The organism is Mesorhizobium caraganae, assembly GCF_016836705.1.
In the GTDB taxonomy this organism is placed as follows: Bacteria; Pseudomonadota; Alphaproteobacteria; order Rhizobiales; family Rhizobiaceae; genus Mesorhizobium; species Mesorhizobium caraganae.
Genome location: NZ_JAFCGY010000027.1, coordinates 32,524 through 53,577 on the forward strand (window position 1 = coordinate 32,524; position 21,054 = coordinate 53,577).

Genomic DNA, 21,054 nt, shown 5'->3' on the forward strand with positions numbered 1-21,054 from the left:
CGGCGAGAGGCACATGCATTTCAGATCGGTCTTGAGCGGCACGCTTGCGCTGCTGCTCGTATCAGGCTTCGCCGCTGCGGCAAGCGGCACCGGACAACCCGCGGATAGCGGCTTTTCCTTCCATCTGCCGACGCTCGGCATTTTCGGCAAGAAGGAGAAGCCGGAGCAGCAACAGATCGCGCAGCAGCAGGACGGCACCACCGCCGCCAGCCTCGAAGAACAGCTGCGCCAGATGAACGGCAAGATCGAGGAACTCAACTTCCAGGTCCTGCAGATGCAGGAGCAGATGCGCAAGCAGCAGGAAGACAACGAGTTCCGCTTCCAGCAGCTGGAAGGCGGCTCCAGCGGACAGCCGCCGGCGCAGAAGAAATCAGAGGCCGCGCCGCAGGATGGCGATACCAACAACAGCGTCGCTGAGGCTCCGGCAACGCAGACGCCGGCCGAGTCGGGTGCACAACCGGATGGCGGCCAGAGCGTCGGCGAGGTCATCGTCGAATCGCAGACCGGCGATCCCGGCAAGGTGATCACCGGCACCCCGCCGAAGACGTTCGGCACCATCACTGTCGACAAGAACGGCAATGTGGTCGACGCCGGCGGCAACACGCAGGCGACCGCGCCGGCGGAAGGTGCGGCTCCGCCCGCCGAGGCGCCGGCGACCGGTCCCAAGACCGGCAAATCCGACGGCACGGTGGTGGCGGCGCTGCCTGCCACGAACAACCCGGAAGAGATCTACCGCAACTCCTACCAGTTCATCCTGTCGGGCGATTACAGCACCGCCGAGCAGGGTTTTCGCGACCATATCGCCCGCTTCCCCAAGGACGCCAAGGCAGCGGACGCGCATTACTGGCTGGGCGAATCCCTGCTTGGCCAGCAGAAGTATCATGACGCGGCCGAGGTTTTCCTCTCCGCCAGCAAGGACTATCCAAAGGCCAAGAAGGCGCCCGACATGCTGTTGAAGCTCGGCGTGTCGCTGGTCGGGCTCAAGCAGAAGGATGTCGCTTGCGCGACCTTCGGTGAGATCGGCAAGCGCTATCCCGATATTTCGGCCGCGCTCAAGGAACGCGTCAAACAGGAAAGGGCGCTGGCGGCGTGCTAGTCTTCCCCTTGCATGTCGGCGTCCGGGGACCAGTTTTGGGCGACATGCATTGATGCTCGATACCGAGCCTGACCTTTCGAACTTTTCAACGATGGACTTTTCCAACGGCGCTGTTGCGGCCGTGTCCGGCGGCAGCGACTCGACCGCCCTCCTTCTTCTCCTCAAAGCTCACCTCGACCGCAGTGCCCCGACAGCCAGGCTGCTGGCGGTGACGATCGACCACGGTTTGCGTCCGGAAGCGGCGGCGGAAGCACGCGCCGTTGCCAAACTCTGTGCCGAGCGCGGTATCGCGCACCGCATACTTAGCTGGTCCGGCGACAAGCCGTCGACCGGCCTGCCCGCGGCGGCGCGCGAGGCACGCTACCGGCTGCTGGCCGAGGCCGCGCAGGCGCAGGGCATCGGTGTGATCGCGACCGGCCACACCGCGGACGACCAGGCCGAGACCGTGCTGATGCGAGCCGCGCGGAATGATGGCCAGGAGCTTGGTGAAATGGCAGGCCGCGGGCTCGCCGGCATGGCGCCGGCCACCCTCTATGACTGGCGGATCTGGATCACGCGGCCGCTGCTCGGCGTACGGCGCGCGGCATTGCGGGCCTTCCTGCGGCGCGAAAATGTCGGCTGGACGGAGGACCCGACCAACACGGATGCGCATTTCGAACGGCCGCGCATTCGCGCCGTGCTCGGCGAAGACCGGGGCGGGCAGCGTTTTGCCGAGGCGATCAGCCTTGCTGGACGGGCGGCCAGCGAGCGCGAGCAACTCGGACGCCGCGCCGCCGCGCTGATCCGGGAATTTGCGAGCCAGCCGGCACCGGGTCTCATCCGCCTCGAACCCGGTTTCGCCAACGCAGACGACACGCAAGCCGCGGTCTATGGGCTGCGTGTCCTGCTGGCGGCGACCGGCGGCGTCGCCCTGTTGCCGGACCAGGCGCGTAGTGAAGCGCTGTTCGAGCAAATGCAGGCCGGGCCGCTTTGCGCCACATTGTCGCGGACGGTCGTCGATACCAGGCGCACCGGCATCTTCCTGTACCGTGAATTGCGCGACCTGCCTGCTGCCACACCGTTGGCGGTCGGACTCTGGGACGGTCGCAGGCGGATCACCGACGCAGAGGCGATCACATTGGGCGACAGTTCTGGCGCATTGTTGATCGCGCCGCTCGGCGCGGCCGCCGCCGCCAAGCGGACTGCCGGGAATGGCGCGCCAGCAAGCCTTGTCCGTGCCGGCTTGGCTGCGGAACCGGCGCTGTGGCGCGGCGGCGAATGCCTTGGTTTTGCGGGCGATGTAACGACGGCGCCGGCAATCGCCCTCAGCCCGGCCGTCGCGCCTTTTGCACGCTTCCTGCCCAGCTTCGATCTGGCGCTGGCCGGGGCCGTCGCCGAACTGACCGGCGCGCCGCCGGTCCCGGCCTTGCCTTCCAGCCGCCACAGTGCCGGTTGATGGTGGCGCGAAAGCTTAACCCGGACGTGCTGTTATGCTTGGCAAGGGGAGGCGCTCTCCCTATGTTAGGCCCAAGTTTCCTCTCATACGCGTGCCCCACAGGGTACCAACGGGACAATTGATGAATCCGAATTATCGCAACCTCGCGCTCTGGGCGATCATAGCGGTCCTGCTCATCGCTCTCTTCAATCTGTTCCAGACGCCGCAGACGCGCGGAGCCTCGCAAGACGTTCCCTACTCGCAGTTCCTGCAAGAGGTTGCGGCCGGCCGGGTCAAGATGGTGACCATCGCCGGCGACCGCATCATGGGCACCTACACCGACAACGCGAATGGCTTTCAGACCTATTCGCCCGGCGATCCGCAGCTGGTCTCGCGGCTTCAGGACAAGAACGTCGTCATCAATGCGCGTCCTGAATCGGACGGTTCCACCTCGCTGTTCAGCTATCTCATCTCCTACCTGCCGATGATCCTGATCCTCGGCGTGTGGATATTCTTCATGCGCCAGATGCAATCCGGCTCCGGGCGCGCCATGGGCTTCGGCAAGTCGAAGGCCAAGCTTCTGACCGAGGCGCATGGCCGTGTCACCTTCCAGGATGTCGCCGGCGTCGACGAGGCCAAGGAAGATCTGGAAGAGATCGTCGAGTTCCTGCGCGATCCGCAGAAGTTCCAGCGCCTGGGCGGCAAGATTCCGCGCGGCGTGCTGCTCGTCGGTCCTCCCGGCACCGGCAAGACGCTGCTCGCCCGTTCGGTTGCTGGTGAAGCCAATGTGCCCTTCTTCACCATTTCGGGTTCGGACTTCGTCGAGATGTTCGTCGGCGTCGGCGCGTCCCGTGTCCGCGATATGTTCGACCAAGCCAAGAAGAACGCGCCCTGCATCATCTTCATCGACGAAATCGACGCCGTCGGCCGCCATCGCGGCGCCGGCCTTGGCGGCGGCAATGACGAGCGCGAGCAGACGCTGAACCAGCTGCTGGTCGAGATGGACGGTTTCGAGTCCAACGAGAGCATCATCCTGATCGCCGCCACCAACAGGCCCGACGTGCTCGATCCGGCCCTGTTGCGTCCGGGCCGCTTCGACCGCCAGGTGGTGGTGCCGAACCCCGACATCGTCGGCCGCGAGAAGATCCTCAAGGTGCATGTGCGCAACGTGCCGCTGGCGCCCAATGTCGACCTCAAGGTGGTCGCGCGTGGCACGCCGGGCTTTTCCGGCGCCGATCTGATGAACCTGGTCAACGAATCCGCTCTGATGGCGGCGCGCCGCAACAAGCGCCTCGTCACCATGGCCGAATTCGAGGACGCCAAGGACAAGATCATGATGGGCGCCGAGCGCCGCTCGTCGGCCATGACCCAGGCCGAGAAGGAGCTCACCGCTTACCACGAGGCCGGTCACGCCATCCTGGCGCTCAACGTGCCGTCCGCCGATCCGCTGCACAAGGCGACCATCATCCCGCGCGGCCGTGCGCTCGGCATGGTCATGCAGCTGCCGGAAGGCGACCGCTATTCGATGAGCTACAAGTACATGGTCTCGCGGCTTGCCATTATGATGGGTGGCCGCGTCGCCGAGGAGTTCAAGTTCGGCAAGGAGAACATCACTTCGGGCGCTTCCTCCGACATCGAGCAGGCGACCAAGCTGGCGCGCGCCATGGTTACGCGCTGGGGCTTCTCGGACAAGCTCGGCCATGTCGCCTATGGCGACAACCAGGAAGAGGTTTTCCTCGGCCATTCGGTAGCGCGCACGCAGAATATCTCGGAAGAGACCGCGCAGATCATCGACGCCGAAGTGCGCCGGCTGATCGACGAGGCCTATGTCTCGGCCAAGTCCATCCTGACCAAGAAGAAGAAGGAATGGATTGCGCTGGCACAGGGCCTGCTCGAATACGAGACGCTTTCGGGCGAGGAGATCAAGCAGTTGATCGCCGGCCAGAAGCCCGCACGCGACCTCGGCGACGACACACCGCCAAGCCGTGGTTCAGCGGTGCCGAAGTCCGGCCGCCGCAAGAAGGGCCCAGAGCCCGAAGGCGGCATGGAGCCTCAGCCGTCTAGCTGAGCTGAAATCACTCGATCCAAGAAAACGCCGCGGCTTCAATCCGCGGCGTTTTGCAGGCTGATGCCTATGTCAATCTGATCGACGCCAGCAGGTCGGCTGATGTCAGCGCCGAACTCGTCCTGCCGATGCAAAGCCTGATGAAGCGCGGGGTGGCTGCCGGCCAGGCCAATGCCGATCTTTCAAGCCTAGTCGCGCTCCTGCGGCTCTCGAAACAAGGCGCTGAGGCTGGCAAGACCTCAACAAAAAGCCCGCCAACCATGAGGTTGGCGGGCTTTTCGATCTTCAAACGCTGCTGGCCGATCAGCTCTTCAGCTTGGCGTTGCAGAGGCTGTAATAGCCGCCGCCCTTCTGGATCCAGCGAAGGCCTTTCAACGTACCTGCGTCCTTGTTGCCGTGGTAACCCTGCAGGCAGGTCTTCATCCGCGCCTTCGCGGGCTTTTCGGTCTTGAACTCGGCGGCGAGGGTGGTCGGGAATGTCACGCCCGCCGGCGCTACAGCGGGGGCGACCGCTGCGCTGGTTTCCTTCTTCGGCTGCGGCTCGGTTTTGACCGTATCCGCGCTGGCACTCTCCGCAGCGGACGTCGCGCACTTCTCCGTGCGGAAAGCGGTCCAATCCATGCCGTTCAGAGTGCCGCCTTCCTTGGCTGTGCGATAGGCCTCGCCGCATTCTTTCATCGTCAGCGCGGTTGCAGGGGCCACGCTCCAAGCAACCAATGCCGCCGTCGCAGCCAATCCCACCAATTTCAATCTGGACATAAGACCCTCCTGGTTGACAAAAATCTTGATGTCTTTTTGTATACTGTTTGTTCCGCATATGTTCAATTGGAATCTTTGCGAACCACCCATAAGTCTGGCGGTGGGCAGTGTCGGCGAATAGATGATGCCGACAGCTTCCGCGATATGTAGACGCGAGCAAAGCCGGGCGTCTTCGAGCGCAACAAAAAGGCCCGCGCATGCTGCGATGCGCGGGCCTTTGTCTGGAGAATATGGCTACGCGATCAGCTCTTCAGCTTGGCATTGCAGAGGCTGTAGAAGCCGCCGCCCTTCTGGATCCAGCGCAGGCCATTCAGCGTGTTGGCATCCTTGTTGGCGTAGTAGAGCTCGAGGCAGGTATGCATGCGGCCCTTGGCCGGCGTCTCGCTGGCGTATTTCTTCGAGATCGCGGTCGGGAACTTCACGCCCTTGGGAGCGGTGACCGAGGGCTTCTCGGGCTCGCTGGTATAAGTCGCCTCGCTCGGAGCAGGGACGGTGTCGTCGTCATCGGCGCCGGCGCCGCATTCGGCCTTGCGGAAGTCGTTCCACTTCTTGCCGCCCAGCGTGTTGGCAGACTTGGCCGCCTGATACTTGGCGCTGCAATCGGCCATGCTCAGGCCCTTGCCGCTGCTGTCGGCAGCTGCCTTGGTCGTGGTGGCCGGTGCTGCCGAGGCGCTGGCGCCGGCGGCGCATTCGGTCTTGCGGAAGTCGTTCCACTTCATGCCATTGAGCGTGCCAGCGGCCTTTGCCGCCTGGTATTTGGCGCTGCATTCCTTGGCCGTCAGGCCCTTGGCGCCATCGTCGGCTGCGGTTGCAGCCTTGGTCGTGGCCTTGGCGGGTTCTGCCGTGGCGCTAGCGCCGGCGGCGCATTCGGTCTTGCGGAAATCGTTCCACTTCACGCCGTTGAGCGTGCCGGCTGCCTTCGCAGCCTGGTATTTGGCGCTGCATTCCTTGGCCGTCAGGCCTGTGGCGCCGTCGTCGGCGGCAGCAGCGGCCTTGGTCGTGTCCGCCTTGGCCGCGTCGGCCTTCTTGGCCGGCTTGGCGGTCTCGGTGGTGGCGGCCGCGTCGGTGCCGCATTCGGCCTTACGGAACTGGTTCCAGGTCTGTCCGTTCAGCGTGCCGCCGTCTTTGGCGGCATTATACTTGGTACTGCACTCGGCCATGGTAAGCGCGTTGGCGGGCGCCGCCATGAACAAGGTTGCGACGGCAAGACCCGTCAAAGTTGCAAGTCGATGGATGAGCATGGCGTTTCTCCCGTTGCTGCGCCGATGGTGTCCCTTTGGTGAAATCAATAGCTCTCAACGCTAGGCTGCGCCAGATGCTAACTCGCGCCGATACCCTCGCAAAGCGCGTCCTCCCAACAAGGTGATGAAATCATTGCGATCTGTGGCCTCGAAAAGAAGGGTTACCGGATAACCTGCGCCGAGCGGCTTAGTGTGGCTGCTATATTGCGGCAAGACCGTGTCACCGTTTTAGGCTGTGGAAACACTTGAACAGATCGCTACAATGATTTTCTAAGGATTGGTAACATACGATCATACATTGTGATGATTTGTGGTGCCCAATTTTGTGGCATTACGGGCAGCTGAAAAAACGACGGGGATTCTGGCTAGCATGGCAGGGCACTATTTCGGCACCGACGGAATTCGCGGGCGCGCCAACAAATTTCCGATGACGGCTGAGATCGCGATGCGGGTCGGCATGGCCGCCGGCCTGTCGTTCCAGCGCGGCAGCCACCGCCACCGCGTCGTGCTCGGCAAGGACACGCGGCTGTCCGGCTACATGATCGAGAATGCGATGGTGGCCGGCCTTTGTGCCGCCGGCATGGATGTCTTCCTGCTCGGCCCGATTCCGACGCCGGCGGTGGCCATGCTGGTGCGCTCGCTGCGCGCCGATATCGGCGTGATGATCTCGGCCTCGCACAATCCCTACTTCGATAACGGCATCAAGCTGTTTGGGCCCGATGGCTACAAGCTCTCCGACGAGATCGAGGAGCGGATCGAGAGCATGCTCGACAAGGACATCGAGCTGGCGCTCGCCGATTCCGACGGGCTCGGGCGCGCCAAGCGCGTCGACGGCGTGCATGACCGCTACATCGAATTCGCCAAGCGCACGCTGCCGCGCTCGATGTCCCTGTCGGGTCTCAGGATCGTCGTCGACTGCGCCAATGGCGCCGCCTACAAGGTTGCGCCGGCCGCCCTTTGGGAATTGGGCGCCGAGGTCATTGCCATCAATGTCGAGCCGAACGGCTTCAACATCAACAAGGAATGCGGCTCGACCCATCCGGCCGGCCTGCAGAAGAAGGTGCATGAAGTGCGCGCCGACATCGGCATCGCGCTCGACGGCGATGCCGACCGCGTCGTCATCGTTGACGAGAACGGCACGATCGTCGACGGCGACCAGATCATGGCGCTGATTGCCGAATCCTGGCATCAGAACGGGCGGCTCGCCGGCGGCGGCGTCGTCTCGACGGTGATGTCCAATCTCGGCCTCGAACGCTTTCTCGGCGACATGAAGCTGCAGCTGCACCGCACCAAGGTCGGCGACCGCTATGTCGTCGAACATATGCGCGCGCATGGGTTGAATGTCGGCGGCGAGCAATCGGGCCACATCGTGCTGTCCGATTTCTCGACCACCGGCGACGGGCTTGTCTCGGCGCTGCAGGTGCTGGCCTGCATCAAGCGGCAGAACCGCCCGGTGAGCGAATTGTCGAAGAAGTTCGAGCCGGTGCCGCAGCTGTTGAAGAATGTCCGCATCGCCGGCGGCAAGCCGCTTGAGGAAGCCCCAGTCAAGGCGGCGATCGAAGATGCGCGCAACCGTCTCGGCAAGGCCGGGCGACTGGTCATCCGGCCCTCCGGAACCGAGCCGCTGATCCGCGTCATGGCCGAGGGCGATGACCCGCAGCTGGTCGAAGCCGTGGTCAACGATATCGTCGACATCATCTCGGAAACGCGCAGCGCCGCCTGATCGGGCCGCCTTCAGCGGCAGGCGCGAACTGCCGGCTCGAAGACCTCAAGGCCCGCCTCCAGGCGGGCTTTTTGTTTCGGGCAGGGTGGCCCCAGAATGATGCCGACAGAGACTGTTTGCTAAAATATCGAGAATTCGTGGTTAATCGACAGGGTTAAACGCGTTTTAACTTTTGCAATTCATTATCCACAACTGAGGTCAATCATATTCGGGCGGGTTGGATTTTCCCGACGGTTCTCAGGGGTGACAAGCATGTTCAATACAGCAAAAATGGCTCTCCTTGCCGCGCTGTTCGCAGGCGTGGCCGGACCGGTTTTCGCCGCCGATCTGGCGGAACCGCCGGTGGTCGAAGAAGCGCCGCCGCCGGTTGCCTATGAGCAGCCGGCCGATTTCGGTGGCTGGTACATCCGCGGCGACATCGACTATCATAAGTCGGATTTGCGCGGCATCGACTATATCACCTACGGACCGCCTCCCGGCAGCAATGTTTTCGATTCCGGCGAGCTTAAGGGCGGCTTCTCACTCGGCGCCGGCATTGGCTACAAGATCAACGATCATTTCCGTACCGACCTGACAGCCGACTATTGGTTCGCTTCGGACTTCAACGGATCAACCAACGATGGCGTTACGACATCGGTCGAAGTGTCGAAAATGAGCGCATTGCTGCTCTTGGCCAACGCCTATTACGATATCGGCACCTGGCACGGCATCACGCCTTATGTTGGCGCTGGTATCGGCGGCGCGCACGTCAAATGGGATACCGTCCACGACCCGAACACAACCGAGACCAACCCCGGGTCGAAGAATTGGCGCTTTGCCTACGCGCTCATGGCTGGCGCGTCCTATTGCCTTACCGACCGGGTGATCCTGGATGCCGGCTATCGCTACTCTCACATTGAGGGAGGCCGCATGTTCGACTTCGACGTGAGCAGTTCCGGGCCCGGCTTCGACCATGGCATCAACACACATGAGGTACGCGGCGGTCTGCGCTATCAGTTCGGCGGCAATAATGGTTGCACATCGCCGGAACCCTACGTTCCCGAGCCGGAGCCGATCTACACCAAGTAGTCGCTTCGAAATCCTGGAATTCGCGAACCGCCCGGCCATGCCGGGCGGTTTTCGTTTGCCGATTGCGGCACATTTCCACCGGCCGCGCGCGCTGAAGAAAGCCTATCGAAATCAATTCGGTAACGCCGCGTTATCCTTAACCCGCACTTAACCACTATGGTTAACAATGCCTACTGAAACGGCGCTTGCAATCAAATGACGCGCGCCAATTTCAGGAGCCGGGGACCCATGAATTTCAAATCGCTGACAGTGCCGGCGCTCGCCGCACTCGTGCTTGCTCCGCTGACGCCCGCGCAGGCCGCCGACTACGATCCGCCGGTCTATGTCGATCAGGCGCCGGACTATCAACCGGTCGAGGTCGGCTCGGGCTGGTATCTGCGCGGCGACGTCTCCTATCTCGCGCAGAAGAGCTACCAGGATCAGGATTTCACCTTCGCGCCGGCGAGCTTCAGCGAAAAGCAGGATCCGGCCTTTGCCAGCATCGGCTTCGGTTATCATTTCAACGACTATCTGCGCGCCGATATCAATCTCGGCTATCTGCCGGGCAACAAGGTTGGCATCCACTATGACGACACCGCGACCGTGATACCGCCGGCCACGGCAACGGTGGCGGCGGCGTCCCTGGAGAATTATTCCCTATCGGGGATGGTCAATGGCTATGTCGATCTTGGCACTTATGTCGGGATCACGCCCTATTTGGGTGCCGGCATCGGGCTGGTCCGGAGCAAATACAAGCTGTCGGCGAGTTACTTCACCGACAATCTCGACCCTACGGATGATTTCGTCCGGAGCGACAACAAGACCCAGTATGCCTTGGCCTATACGCTGGATGCGGGCCTGGCCTATCAGGTGACCAAGAATGTTTCCGTCGATCTCGGCTATCAGTATTTTTCGGCGCCGGATGCCGAATATGTCACTGCCGCGAGCCTGACCTCGTATCCGATCCGCAAGGGCATCAGCAATCATCAGGTCAAACTCGGGCTGCGCTACGACCTCTGGTAGGCTGGCTGTAGACACGAAGCCTGACGGCGGATCTTTTCGATCCGCCGTTTGCGTTTGGGCTCACGACATCCTGATCGCGGATCGCTTGTATCTTGTCCGCGACAAAAACTTTCCTCTTGACGCCTGATGGCTGAACGCATATCGCCGTCCGTGGGCCACCCCTCCCCAACGAGGGGCCACTATCTGGAAGGATAGACCACGATGACGACGCATACGAAGCCCGGACTCCGTCCGGCAAACCCCAACTTCTCCTCAGGTCCCTGCGCAAAACGCCCCGGCTGGTCGGTCGAGGCGCTGAAGAACGCTGCGCTCGGCCGTTCCCACCGCGCCAAGATCGGCAAGACCAAGCTCGAACAGGCGATCGAGCTGACGCGGGAAATTCTCCAGGTCCCAGCGGACTACCGCATCGGCATCGTGCCGGCGTCGGACACAGGTGCCGTCGAGATGGCGCTGTGGTCGCTGCTTGGCGAGCGCGGCGTCGACATGGTCGCCTGGGAAAGCTTTGGCTCCGGCTGGGTGACCGATGTCGTCAAGCAGCTGAAGCTCGCCGATACCAAAAAGATCGAAGCGGGTTATGGCGAGCTGCCTGATCTGGCGAAGATCGATTTCGACCGCGACGTGGTCTTCACCTGGAACGGCACGACCTCAGGCGTTCGGGTGCCGAACGGCGATTTCATTCCGGCCGACCGCAAAGGGTTGACGATCTGCGACGCGACCTCGGCCGCCTTCGCCCAGAGGCTCGATTTCCAGAAGCTGGATGTCGTCACCTTCTCCTGGCAGAAAGTGTTGGGCGGCGAGGGCGCGCACGGCATGCTGATCCTCAGCCCGCGCGCCGTCGAGCGGCTGGAAACCTACAAGCCGGCGTGGCCGCTGCCAAAGATCTTCCGCCTGACGTCGGGCGGCAAGCTGATCGAAGGCATCTTCAAAGGCGAGACCATCAACACGCCGTCTATGCTGTGCGTCGAGGATTATCTCGACGCGCTCAATTGGGCGAAGTCGATCGGCGGTCTCGACGCGTTGATTGCCAGAGCGGATGCCAACGCCGCTGTGCTCGACGGCTTTGTCGACAGATCCTCATGGCTCGGCCATCTCGCAGTCGATGCGGCGACAAGGTCCAACACTTCCGTGTGTCTGTCCTTCACCGATGCTCAAGTCGCGGCACTCGATGCCGACGGACAGGCGGCTTTCGCCAAGGGGCTCGTGTCGGTGCTCGACAAGGAAGGCGTTGCCTATGACATCGGCGCCTATCGCGACGCACCGCCCGGCCTGCGCATCTGGTGTGGCGCGACGGTCGAGACCTCCGATCTCGAAGCGCTGCTGCCCTGGCTCGACTGGGCCTTCGCCACGCAGAAGGCGTCGCTGAAAGCGGCGGCCTGAGATTTCTTGCGGCGGCCTTCGGGCCGCCCATTCCCACGGATCAAGTTCCATTTGAAGGAGGTCGCCATGGCGCCCCGCGTTCTCGTCTCAGACAAACTCTCCACCACCGCCGTGCAGATCTTCAAAGACCGCGGCATCGAGGTCGACTACCTGCCCGATCTCGGCAAGGACAAGGAAAAACTGCTTGAAGTCATCGACCAATATGACGGTCTTGCCATCCGCTCGGCGACCAAGGTCACCGAAAAGCTGATCAACGCCGCCACCAGGCTGAAGGTCGTGGGCCGTGCCGGCATCGGCGTCGACAATGTCGACATCCCGGCGGCGAGCCGCAAGGGCATCATCGTGATGAACACGCCCTTCGGCAATTCGATCACCACCGCCGAGCATGCGGTGGCGATGATCTTCGCGCTGGCCCGCCAGATTCCGGAGGCCAACGCCTCCACCCATGCCGGCAGATGGGAAAAGAACCGCTTCATGGGCATCGAGATCACCGGCAAGACGCTGGGTGTCATCGGCTGCGGTAACATCGGGTCGATCGTCGCCACGCGCGGCGTCGGGCTGAAGATGCATGTCATTGCCTTCGACCCGTTCCTGTCGGACAGCCGCGCCGAGGAGCTCGGCGTCGAAAAAGTAGAGCTCGACGAGCTGTTCGCCCGCGCCGACTTCATCACCTTGCATACGCCGCTGACCGACAAGACGCGCAACATTATCGACGCCGCCGCGATCGCCAAGATGAAGACCGGCGTGCGCATCATCAATTGTGCGCGTGGCGGGCTGATCGTCGAGGCCGATCTGGTCGCGGCGCTGAAGAGCGGCAAGGTGGCAGGCGCCGGCATCGACGTGTTCGAGGTCGAACCGGCGGAGAACCACGAATTGTTCGGTATGGAGAATGTCGTGGCAACGCCGCATCTCGGCGCTTCGACCACCGAAGCGCAGGAGAATGTCGCGCTGCATGTCGCCGAGCAGATGTCGGACTACCTGATCAAGGGTGCCATTTCCAACGCCATCAACATGCCGTCGATCACCGCCGAGGAAGCGCCGCGGCTGAAGCCTTTCGTCAAGCTGGCCGAAGTGCTCGGCGCCTTCGTCGGCCAGGTCACCGAGGATCCGATCAAGGAGGTCGAGATCCTGTTCGACGGCTCGACCGCGACGATGAACACACGCGCGCTGATCAGCGCCACGCTTGCCGGCCTGATCCGGCCGCAGGTCTCCGACGTCAACATGGTGTCGGCGCCGATCATGGTGAAGGAGCGCGGCATCATCGTTGCCGAGGTCAAGCGCGACAAGTCGGGCGTGTTCGACGGCTACATCAAGCTGACGGTCAAGACCGAGCACATGACGCGCTCGATCGCCGGCACCTGCTTCTCCGACGGCAAGCCGCGGTTCATCCAGATCAAGGGCATCAATCTCGACGCCGAGGTCGGCCAGCACATGCTCTACACAACCAATGCCGATGCGCCCGGCATTATCGGGCTGCTGGGCACGGTGTGCGGCGAGAACGGCGTCAACATCGCCAATTTCCAGCTGGGACGTAATCGGCCAGGCGGCGACGCGATTGCGCTGCTCTATCTCGATGCGCCGTTCCCGGAGAATGTGCTGGAACAGGTCAAGGCGCACAAGTCGATCGACTCGGCCAAACGGCTGCAGTTCGACGTCAACGCGACGTGATCCTGACGTAGCGACGGAATCGAAGGCGCGGACTTTGTCGGGCGCAATCCCAAGGGAAAGCGCTGCGCGCTTTTCCCAGGAAAAGCGGTTCCCACTTGTCCCGGGATTGCTCTAATCCGCGCCTTCTTCGTTTAAGACCAGCGGCAGGTCCGCCATCTTGCGCCCGCTATATTCGGCGAGCGAGATGCCGCCCAGCACCAGGACGAGCGCCAGCGCCTGGTAGAGCTGGAATGTCTCGCCAACGATCAGCACCGACAGCAGGGTGCCGAAGATCGGCACCAGGTTGATGAACAGGCCGGCCCGGTTGGCGCCGATCAGTTCGTTGCCCCTGATGTAGAGGATCTGCGAAATGACCGAGGCGCCGACCGCGGTGTAGACAATGATCAGCCAGCCGCTGATATCGGGGACGATGACCTTGCCGGCCGCGGCTTCCCACATGACAAAAGGCAGCGAGGTGATCAGCGCTGCGATCGACAGCGCCAGCATGAGGCTTTGCCAGCGCATCTCCGGTTTCAGCCGCAGCCCGACCGAATAGCCGCTGTAGAGGATGACGGCGATCAGCATGATGGCGTCGCCGAAATTGAGTTCCAACGTCAGCAGCCGGCGCGGGTCGCCGTGGCAGGCGGTCAGCACCACGCCCGCTATGGTCAGCACGACGCCGGCAATCTGCGCCCAGTTCACCCGCAAGCGGAAAAAGATGAAATTGGCGACGATGATCAGGATCGGCATCGCCGCCTGTTCGATCGAGACGTTGATCGCGGTCGTATAGTTGAGCGCGGTGTAGAAGATGGTGTTGAACAAGGTGAAGCCGCAGGCGCCAAGCGCGCCGAGCAGCAGCCAGTGTTTTCGCACCACCTGCCAGTCTTCGCGGATCGTGCGCCAGCCGATCGGCAACATGATCGCCACCGCCAGAACCCAGCGCAGGAAGACCAGCATCATCGGCGAGACATGGTCGATCGCCAGCTTGCCGGCGACGGAATTGCCGCCCCACAGCAAGGTGGTGACCAGCAGGAACAGGTAGGCGCGTCGATGCATGGCAGGATTCCGGCAGCCGCAGAAGCTGCGGTGTTGCCGGCCTAAGGCCCCCGCCAGCCCAAGTAAATGATGTCAAAGCCGAAAATTGTTGTGCCTCAGGGCATTTTCGGCGGCAAAGAAAGGTCGCACTTGCGAGGTCTTGACGCTATAGAGGCCTGTCGTTTCGAACCATATCCAGGCCGCCAGGGCGGCATCTCAAGGGAAAAGAAACATGGCCAATGTGGTGGTCGTCGGCTCGCAATGGGGCGACGAAGGCAAGGGCAAGATCGTCGACTGGTTGTCGGAGCGCGCCGACGTGGTCGTGCGCTTCCAGGGTGGCCACAATGCCGGCCACACGCTGGTCGTCGACGGCAAGGTCTACAAACTGTCGCTGCTGCCGTCGGGGGTGGTGCGGCAAGGCAAGCTGTCGATCATCGGCAACGGCGTCGTCTTCGACCCGCACGCCTTTGTCGCCGAAGTGGCAAAACTCAAGGCGCAAGGCGTCGAGGTAACGCCGGACCGCCTGAAAATAGCCGAAAACACCGCGCTTATCCTGTCGCTGCACCGGGAACTGGACGGATTCCGCGAGGACGCCGCGTCCAATTCCGGCACAAAAATTGGCACGACCCGTCGTGGCATCGGCCCCGCCTATGAAGACAAGGTGGGCCGGCGCGCGGTTCGGGTGATGGATCTGGCGGATTTGGAAACGCTGCCCCTCAAGGTCGACAGGCTGCTGACGCATCACAATGCGCTGCGTCGCGGGCTTGGCCATGCCGAAGTCACCCATGAGGCGATCATGACCGAGCTGACCTCGGTCGCCGATGAGATCCTGCCCTATATGGACCGCGTCTGGAAAATCCTCGACGACAAGCGCCGCGCCGGCGAGCGCATCCTGTTCGAGGGCGCGCAAGGCACGCTGCTCGATATCGATCACGGCACTTATCCGTTCGTCACCTCGTCCAACACCGTCGCCGGCCAGGCCGCGGCCGGTTCGGGCGTCGGCCCGGGCGCCATTGGCTATGTCCTGGGCATCACCAAGGCCTATACGACGCGTGTCGGCGAAGGCCCGTTCCCGACCGAGCAGAAGAATGAGATCGGCGAATTCCTTGGCACGCGCGGCCACGAATTCGGCGTCGTCACCGGCCGCAAGCGCCGCTGCGGCTGGTTCGACGCCGTGCTGGTGCGCCAGGCCGTCGCCGTCAACGGCATCAAGGGCATCGCGCTGACCAAGCTCGACGTGCTCGATGGACTGGACGAGATCAAGGTCTGCACGGGTTACCGGCTCGACGGCGAAATGATCGACTATCTGCCGGCCAGCCAGGGCGCGCAGGCGCGCGTCGAACCGGTCTACGAGACGCTGGAGGGCTGGAAAGGCACCACCGCCGGCGCGCGCAGCTGGAACGACCTTCCGGCGCAGGCCGTCAAATATGTCCGCTACATCGAGGAGCTCATCGGCGCACCGGTCGCGCTCCTTTCCACCAGCCCGGAGCGGGACGACACAATACTTGTGACCGATCCGTTTCAAGACTAGTTTTCTGAAGCCTTTCCGGGCATCGCGCTGATTTGCGGGGGTCGGCGCGGAAACAAAATACAGGTCGACTGAAGCATGGCAGATTTCGTCGCTATTCTGAAAAGGGCGCTCGACAAGCACGGCGACGAGACGCCCGAAAAGCGTACGCGCATTTATGACAGCGTTCGCACCATGCTGGCGAAGAAGCTTGCGGACTATTCGCCGCCGCTGGCCACCGAAGCCATAGCCACGCAGAAACGCTCCCTGGAAGACGCTATTGCAAGTGTCGAGCGCGACTATGCCAAACCGGCGCCGGCATCCGATCCGCTGGCGGAACTGGAGCACATCTTCTCCTCCATCGACCGCAACAAGAACCAGCCCAGTCATGTCAAGCCGCTCGCCGCGCCTGCACCTGCCTGGCAGCCGGCGAAACCCGTGCAGCCGGCGCCTGCCACCCGGGCGGAGCCGAGCTGGCAGCGGCCCGCGCCGACACCGCCGCCGCCTGCGGCGCGCGCAGAAACCATCAACGAGCAAGCCGCGGAGCTGGATGCCGAAGACGATAGCGCCGATGTATTTGCCAATGACGAGCAGCCGGCGGATACGTTCCAGCGCCTGCGCCCGGCCGAGCGCAAGCGCAGCTATGGCGGGCTGATCGCCGCTGTTGTCGCGCTGCTGGTGCTCGCCGGCGGCGGCTACGGCATCTGGCTGAACAAGGATGCGTTTGGCTCGATGTTCGGTGTCGGCGACACCAAGACAGTCTCGACCGAACCGCTGGTGAAGCCGGCGCCGGCCAAGCCCGCGGCCGAGGCGCCCGCACCGGCAGCTGCCGGCGAGGGAACGAAATTCACGCAGCGCCTTACGCCCGAAGGCGGTGAGACCGACCCTGGTCCCGCGGCCGGCCAAAGCGGCATAGGCGAGGGCGAATCCGTCGCTGCGCTGACCACGCCACCGCCTCCGGCTCCGGCACCTGCGGCTCCGGCCCCTGCGGCGCCAGCGCCGGCGACCCCAGCGCCCGGCGATACCGCAGCCACGGTGGCGCCCGCCACGCCGGCGCCTGACGCTTCCGCCACGCCACCGGCAACGCCGCCAGCCGATGGCGCCGCGCCGCCGGCCAATGGGGCAGCACCGGCTGATGCCGCGGCCACGCCGCCAGCGCCCGCAACCGGCACGCCGCCCGCGGCACCGACGGCCGCCGCTCCGGAGCCAACCGTTGCGGTCGGCCAGAAGGCGATCTTCTATGAGGAACGCACCTCGACCGCGCAGGGCTCGGCCGAACCCGGCAGCATCGTCTGGTCGCTGGTGCAGGAATCGCCCGGCGGGGACCTGCCGCCGGAACCGGCGATCCGCGCCGAAGCGAGCATTCCCGGCAAGGACATCCAACTGCGCATGACCATCCGCCGCAACACCGACCAGACGCTGCCGGCCAGCCACATCATCGAGATGATCTTCCTGACACCCGAGGGCTTTGACGGCGGCGGCGTCGACAACATCCTGCGCGTTGCCATGAAGAGCTCGGAGCAGGATGCCGGCAGCCCGCTGATCGGCATCCCGGCCAAGATCGCCGACGGCTTCTTTCTGGTGGCGCTCAACGACACCAAGGCCGACGAGGACGCCAATCTGACCTTGCTCAGGGGGCAGGACTGGATCGACGTGCCGGTCGTCTACAAGACCGGACGCCGGGCGCTGCTGACCATGGAAAAAGGCATCCCCGGCGAGAAGGTGTTCGACGAGGCGCTGAAGGCCTGGCAGGCGAAGACGGCGGGCTGATGGGGCGCTGTAGCGGCTACTTCGCTCAGAAGCCTTGAAACAGCATGTCTAGCGCGGCGACGATGTCCTCGTGATGCTTTGTTAGGTTCAGCCGGCTTTCACCTAATTCGCTCGCGGGAACAGTAGCGATCAGGTGTGTGGCCATAACCAGCTTGCGGCCGTTGACCTCGAAGATCGGATGGAGCCTTCGCATCGGCGGCGGCACCGTTGCGGCCGGCAGAAGTGGGACGACCACCCGCGTCTTGAAATTGTCGAGCAGGTCGGATTGAACGTCGAGCAAATAGTTGCCTTCGCTGCGGGCAGCAAAGACATCGTAGCGGGCCATCAGAACTGCCGGTACTCTTGCAGCGGGATGCCGGTCTTATCGACATAGTCGTTCCACGCATCCATAGTGGCGCGGTTCTCAAGCTTCCACAGCCGCGTTTTTTCAGCTGCCACCGCCTCCGCTATACCGGCTTCAGCGGCGCGCGAGACATTCACATCAAGCCCCTTGGCTTCCCTCATGAGATTCGAGTCGATCGACAGATTCGCCGGCTGACGGATCGCATTCAAAGCAATCTTACGCATCGTAGCCTCCGCAACATGCGCATAATGTATGCGCATTTCGGCATCGGGGCAATGGTCAGCGATACCACTGCGAAGGAGCCCGACCCTACGCTATGGCTCCGGGCGTTCGTCGCTTCAATCGACAAATCGTTGTCGATTGATCAGCCTTTGGCCGAACGCTCCTCATCCCCCCATCTGTTCGCGCAGCATTTCCAGTTCCAGCCACTCTTCCTCGAGTGCTGCCAGCGTGGCGCGTTCCTTGTCGAGGGCGGCGATGGTCTTCTGGAATGAGGCGGGGTCGCGCTCGTAATAAGCGGGATCGGCGATGTTGTTCTCCAGCCGCGAGATCGAGGCCGCCACCGCTTCGATCTTCTTCGGCAGCGATTCCAGCGCGAATTTCTGCTTGAACGACAGTTTCTTCGCAGGGCCTTTCGGTGCTGCCGCCTCGCTTTTGGCTGATGTCGGCGCTTCGCCAACCTCAGCCTTTGGCCTAGCCTTGCGGTCGTCGAGTCTGGTGCCGCCGCGCTGCGCCAGCATGTCGGAATAGCCGCCGGCATATTCGATCCAGCGGCCGCCACCCTCCGGCGCGATGATGCTGGTGACGGTGCGGTCGAGGAAGTCGCGGTCGTGGCTGACCAGGATGACGGTGCCGGCGAAGCCGGCGACCAGTTCCTGCAGCAGCTCCAGCGTCTCCATGTCGAGATCGTTGGTCGGCTCATCAAGAACCAGAAGGTTCGCCGGCCGCGCCAAAACGCGCGCCAAGAGCAGACGCGCCCGCTCGCCGCCGGACAGCTCGCGCACCGGCGTGCGCGCCTGTTCCGGCTTGAACAGGAAATCCTTCATGTAGGAAACGACATGGCGCTGCTCGCCATTGATGACGAGGTTTTCGCCGCGCCCGTTGGTGAGATATTGCGCCAGCGTCTCGGCCGGATCGACCGACTCGCGCTTCTGGTCGAGCGTGGCGATTTCAAGATTGGTGCCGAGCCGCACCGAGCCGGCATCGGGCTTCATCTCGCCGGTCAGCATCTTCAACAGCGTCGTCTTGCCGGCGCCGTTCGGCCCGACCAGGCCGACGCGATCGCCGCGCTGGATGCGGGTCGAGAAGCCCTTGACCACCGTGAGGTCGCCAAAGCTCTTCTCGATGTTCTTCGCCTCAATCACCAGTTTGCCGGATTCGGCGGCGTCGCTGGCCACCATGGTGGCCGAGCCTTCGACGCCGCGATGGCCGCGAAAGCGCTGACGCATGGTCTGTAATTCGCCGAGCCGGCGCATGTTGCGCTTGCGCCGCGCCGTCACGCCATAGCGCAGCCAGTGCTCCTCGCGCACGATCTGCCGGCCAAGCTTGTGCTGCTCGCGCTCTTCCTCTTCCAGCACCTGGTCGCGCCATTCCTCGAAATGGCCAAAGCCCTTGTCGAGGCGGCGGGTCTGGCCGCGGTCGAGCCAGACGGTGGCGCGCGAGACGCGTTCGAGGAAGCGACGGTCGTGCGAGATGACGATCAGCGCCGACGAGGTGCGGACAAGCTCCTCTTCCAGCCATTCGATGACAGACAGATCGAGATGGTTGGTCGGCTCATCAAGCAGCAGAATATCAGGCTCCGGCGCCATCACACGAGCAAGCGCGGCGCGGCGCGCCTCGCCGCCGGAGAGGTCGTTGGGCCTTTCCGTGCCGGTGAGGCCTAGATGCTCCATCAGATAGGTGGCGCGGTAGGGATCGTCGGCCGGCCCAAGCCCCGCCTCGACATAGGCGCGCACATTGGCAAAGCCATCCATGTCGGGCATTTGCGGGAGATAGCGCACCGTTGCCGAAGGCTGGCGGAAGACTTCGCCGTCCTGCGGCTCGATCAACCCGGCGGCGATCTTCAGCAGCGTCGACTTGCCGGAGCCATTGCGGCCGACCAGTGCGATCTTGTCGCCGGCGGATGCCGTGAGTTCGGCGCCGTCGAGCAGCGGCGTGCCGCCGAAGGTCAGTCTTATCCCGTCGAGGTTGAGAAGGGGCGGGGCCATGTCAGCTTTCAGGCAAGGGATAGGGATGAGCGAGCAGCAGCGCGCGGCCATGGCCAAGTGCGATTTCGAGCCGGCCCCCGGTCTTCTCCGGCTTGACCTCGTTGGAGATGGTGAGCGACGAGCCGAAGGCAACCTCGACATGGTCGAGCGGCCATTTGGCGCCGGACACGGTGAGGCCCGAAAGATCGGAAAAGCCGAGCACGGAAAACAACGTGCCGTCGGCATAGTCGAAGCCGGCCTTGCCCGGCAGCAAGGGCACCCCCTCCTGCGCGCCGCTGGTCAACAGCACTTTCGTGCCGGTCTCGGCCAGCCGCAGGCTGAGCGCCAGATGAAGGTACGCATGGTCGGCGCGCTTGCCACCGAAAGCGCCGGCCAGCACCAGGCTGGTGGCGCCGCGCTCCAGTGCGGCGGCGATGGCCAGCTCGCCATCGGTCTTGTCCTTTTCGGGTGGAAATACCTGGCGCGGCACGGCGGCGAGATCGGCGGGAAGGTCCGCGGGCACGGAATCGAAGTCGCCCACCCAAAGCTCCGGCATCAGGCCGAGCATCCGGGCATGGCCGATGCCGGCGTCGGCGGCGATGACGCGCGTGCCTTCGACCTGGCAGTCGAGCCGCGGCGTGCGGATGAGATCGCCGCCAAGCAGGATGGTGAATGTGCTCATATCCGGTGGCCCTTACCAGCCCCGCCGGCGAAACGGAAGGCCGAGCCTTGGCTAGCTTTTTGTTGGAGCATGATCTCCGGACAAAACCGTTCCCGTTTGTCCGAGAAAACCGGTTCCCACTTTTCGGATCATGCTCTGG

The 21,054-nt window shown here is 63.4% G+C and carries 17 protein-coding genes; 10 read left to right on the plus strand and 7 right to left on the minus strand.

The window, feature by feature from the left end:
• The first annotated feature begins 13 nt into the window (after positions 1-13).
• The 3 genes from ybgF (at position 14) to ftsH (ending at position 4,578) form a co-directional block, all read left to right on the plus strand.
• Complete coding sequence (ybgF, locus tag JQK88_RS28405; protein ID WP_203280164.1) at positions 14-1,096, plus strand: tol-pal system protein YbgF; 1,083 nt, start codon at positions 14-16, stop codon at positions 1,094-1,096.
• Between the two features lie 52 nt (positions 1,097-1,148).
• Complete coding sequence (gene tilS / locus JQK88_RS28410; RefSeq protein ID WP_203280165.1) at positions 1,149-2,531, plus strand: tRNA lysidine(34) synthetase TilS; 1,383 nt, start codon at positions 1,149-1,151, stop codon at positions 2,529-2,531.
• A gap of 121 nt (positions 2,532-2,652) precedes the next feature.
• Complete coding sequence (ftsH, locus tag JQK88_RS28415) at positions 2,653-4,578, plus strand: ATP-dependent zinc metalloprotease FtsH (protein ID WP_203280166.1); 1,926 nt, start codon at positions 2,653-2,655, stop codon at positions 4,576-4,578.
• Positions 4,579-4,878: 300 nt separating this feature from the next.
• On the opposite strand, the gene JQK88_RS28420 is transcribed toward ftsH, so the two are convergent.
• Together JQK88_RS28420 and JQK88_RS28425 are read right to left on the minus strand one after the other, a co-directional pair.
• Positions 4,879-5,334 carry a hypothetical protein gene (locus JQK88_RS28420; protein ID WP_203280167.1) on the minus strand — a complete coding sequence of 152 codons (456 nt, stop codon included), beginning with the start codon at positions 5,332-5,334 and terminating at the stop codon, positions 4,879-4,881.
• A 242-nt stretch (positions 5,335-5,576) separates the two neighbouring features.
• Positions 5,577-6,230, minus strand: a complete 654-nt coding sequence (locus JQK88_RS28425) for a hypothetical protein (RefSeq protein ID WP_446669883.1) — start codon at positions 6,228-6,230, stop codon at positions 5,577-5,579.
• A 715-nt stretch (positions 6,231-6,945) separates the two neighbouring features.
• Here JQK88_RS28425 and glmM point away from each other — a divergent pair.
• The 5 genes from glmM to serA all read left to right on the plus strand — a co-directional run bounded on the left by glmM (position 6,946) and on the right by serA (position 13,413).
• Positions 6,946-8,298: a phosphoglucosamine mutase gene (gene glmM, locus JQK88_RS28430; protein WP_203280169.1), complete on the plus strand. Its 1,353-nt coding sequence runs from the start codon at positions 6,946-6,948 to the stop codon at positions 8,296-8,298.
• Positions 8,299-8,550: 252 nt separating this feature from the next.
• Positions 8,551-9,366 (plus strand): outer membrane protein, encoded by an 816-nt coding sequence (locus tag JQK88_RS28435; RefSeq protein WP_203280170.1) that lies wholly within the window; start codon positions 8,551-8,553, stop codon positions 9,364-9,366.
• Positions 9,367-9,594: 228 nt separating this feature from the next.
• Positions 9,595-10,368, plus strand: a complete 774-nt coding sequence (locus JQK88_RS28440; RefSeq protein WP_203280171.1) for an outer membrane protein — start codon at positions 9,595-9,597, stop codon at positions 10,366-10,368.
• 201 nt (positions 10,369-10,569) lie between these two features.
• Positions 10,570-11,745, plus strand: a complete 1,176-nt coding sequence (locus tag JQK88_RS28445; protein ID WP_203280172.1) for a phosphoserine transaminase — start codon at positions 10,570-10,572, stop codon at positions 11,743-11,745.
• A 66-nt stretch (positions 11,746-11,811) separates the two neighbouring features.
• Positions 11,812-13,413: a phosphoglycerate dehydrogenase gene (gene serA / locus JQK88_RS28450; protein ID WP_203280173.1), complete on the plus strand. Its 1,602-nt coding sequence runs from the start codon at positions 11,812-11,814 to the stop codon at positions 13,411-13,413.
• Positions 13,414-13,524: 111 nt separating this feature from the next.
• On the opposite strand, the gene JQK88_RS28455 is transcribed toward serA, so the two are convergent.
• Entirely contained in the window at positions 13,525-14,448 is a 924-nt protein-coding gene (locus tag JQK88_RS28455; RefSeq protein ID WP_203280174.1) for a DMT family transporter, read from the minus strand.
• A gap of 211 nt (positions 14,449-14,659) precedes the next feature.
• Here JQK88_RS28455 and JQK88_RS28460 point away from each other — a divergent pair, with 211 nt between their 5' ends.
• Together JQK88_RS28460 and JQK88_RS28465 are read left to right on the plus strand one after the other, a co-directional pair.
• A complete protein-coding gene (locus tag JQK88_RS28460) occupies positions 14,660-15,958 on the plus strand; it encodes an adenylosuccinate synthase (protein ID WP_203280175.1) in 1,299 nt (432 codons plus the stop codon).
• A gap of 75 nt (positions 15,959-16,033) precedes the next feature.
• Positions 16,034-17,704, plus strand: coding sequence for a hypothetical protein (locus JQK88_RS28465; protein WP_203280176.1), 1,671 nt, complete (start codon positions 16,034-16,036; stop codon positions 17,702-17,704).
• A gap of 25 nt (positions 17,705-17,729) precedes the next feature.
• On the opposite strand, the gene JQK88_RS28470 is transcribed toward JQK88_RS28465, so the two are convergent.
• The 4 genes from JQK88_RS28470 to JQK88_RS28485 all read right to left on the minus strand — a co-directional run bounded on the left by JQK88_RS28470 (position 17,730) and on the right by JQK88_RS28485 (position 20,915).
• Entirely contained in the window at positions 17,730-18,029 is a 300-nt protein-coding gene (locus JQK88_RS28470; protein WP_192247496.1) for a CcdB family protein, read from the minus strand.
• Positions 18,029-18,271: a type II toxin-antitoxin system CcdA family antitoxin gene (locus JQK88_RS28475; RefSeq protein WP_192247499.1), complete on the minus strand. Its 243-nt coding sequence runs from the start codon at positions 18,269-18,271 to the stop codon at positions 18,029-18,031. The genes JQK88_RS28470 and JQK88_RS28475 overlap by 1 nt, the downstream gene beginning before the upstream one ends.
• Positions 18,272-18,433: 162 nt before the next feature.
• Complete coding sequence (locus tag JQK88_RS28480; RefSeq protein WP_192247502.1) at positions 18,434-20,254, minus strand: ABC-F family ATP-binding cassette domain-containing protein; 1,821 nt, start codon at positions 20,252-20,254, stop codon at positions 18,434-18,436.
• A 1-nt stretch (position 20,255) separates the two neighbouring features.
• Positions 20,256-20,915, minus strand: a complete 660-nt coding sequence (locus JQK88_RS28485; RefSeq protein ID WP_192247505.1) for a thiamine diphosphokinase — start codon at positions 20,913-20,915, stop codon at positions 20,256-20,258.
• Between the last annotated feature and the right edge of the window lie 139 nt (positions 20,916-21,054).

Excerpts from the sequence above, each read along its gene's own strand:
- ybgF (WP_203280164.1), top strand. The coding sequence starts at position 14 with ATGCATTTCAGATCGGTCTTGAGCGGCACGCTTGCGCTGCTGCTCGTA.
- tilS (WP_203280165.1), top strand. The coding sequence starts at position 1,149 with ATGCTCGATACCGAGCCTGACCTTTCGAACTTTTCAACGATGGACTTT.
- ftsH (WP_203280166.1), top strand. The coding sequence starts at position 2,653 with ATGAATCCGAATTATCGCAACCTCGCGCTCTGGGCGATCATAGCGGTC.
- JQK88_RS28420 (WP_203280167.1), bottom strand. The coding sequence starts at position 5,334 with ATGTCCAGATTGAAATTGGTGGGATTGGCTGCGACGGCGGCATTGGTT.
- glmM (WP_203280169.1), top strand. The coding sequence starts at position 6,946 with ATGGCAGGGCACTATTTCGGCACCGACGGAATTCGCGGGCGCGCCAAC.
- JQK88_RS28435 (WP_203280170.1), top strand. The coding sequence starts at position 8,551 with ATGTTCAATACAGCAAAAATGGCTCTCCTTGCCGCGCTGTTCGCAGGC.
- JQK88_RS28440 (WP_203280171.1), top strand. The coding sequence starts at position 9,595 with ATGAATTTCAAATCGCTGACAGTGCCGGCGCTCGCCGCACTCGTGCTT.
- JQK88_RS28445 (WP_203280172.1), top strand. The coding sequence starts at position 10,570 with ATGACGACGCATACGAAGCCCGGACTCCGTCCGGCAAACCCCAACTTC.
- serA (WP_203280173.1), top strand. The coding sequence starts at position 11,812 with ATGGCGCCCCGCGTTCTCGTCTCAGACAAACTCTCCACCACCGCCGTG.
- JQK88_RS28455 (WP_203280174.1), bottom strand. The coding sequence starts at position 14,448 with ATGCATCGACGCGCCTACCTGTTCCTGCTGGTCACCACCTTGCTGTGG.
- JQK88_RS28460 (WP_203280175.1), top strand. The coding sequence starts at position 14,660 with ATGGCCAATGTGGTGGTCGTCGGCTCGCAATGGGGCGACGAAGGCAAG.
- JQK88_RS28465 (WP_203280176.1), top strand. The coding sequence starts at position 16,034 with ATGGCAGATTTCGTCGCTATTCTGAAAAGGGCGCTCGACAAGCACGGC.
- JQK88_RS28470 (WP_192247496.1), bottom strand. The coding sequence starts at position 18,029 with ATGGCCCGCTACGATGTCTTTGCTGCCCGCAGCGAAGGCAACTATTTG.
- JQK88_RS28475 (WP_192247499.1), bottom strand. The coding sequence starts at position 18,271 with ATGCGTAAGATTGCTTTGAATGCGATCCGTCAGCCGGCGAATCTGTCG.
- JQK88_RS28480 (WP_192247502.1), bottom strand. The coding sequence starts at position 20,254 with ATGGCCCCGCCCCTTCTCAACCTCGACGGGATAAGACTGACCTTCGGC.
- JQK88_RS28485 (WP_192247505.1), bottom strand. The coding sequence starts at position 20,915 with ATGAGCACATTCACCATCCTGCTTGGCGGCGATCTCATCCGCACGCCG.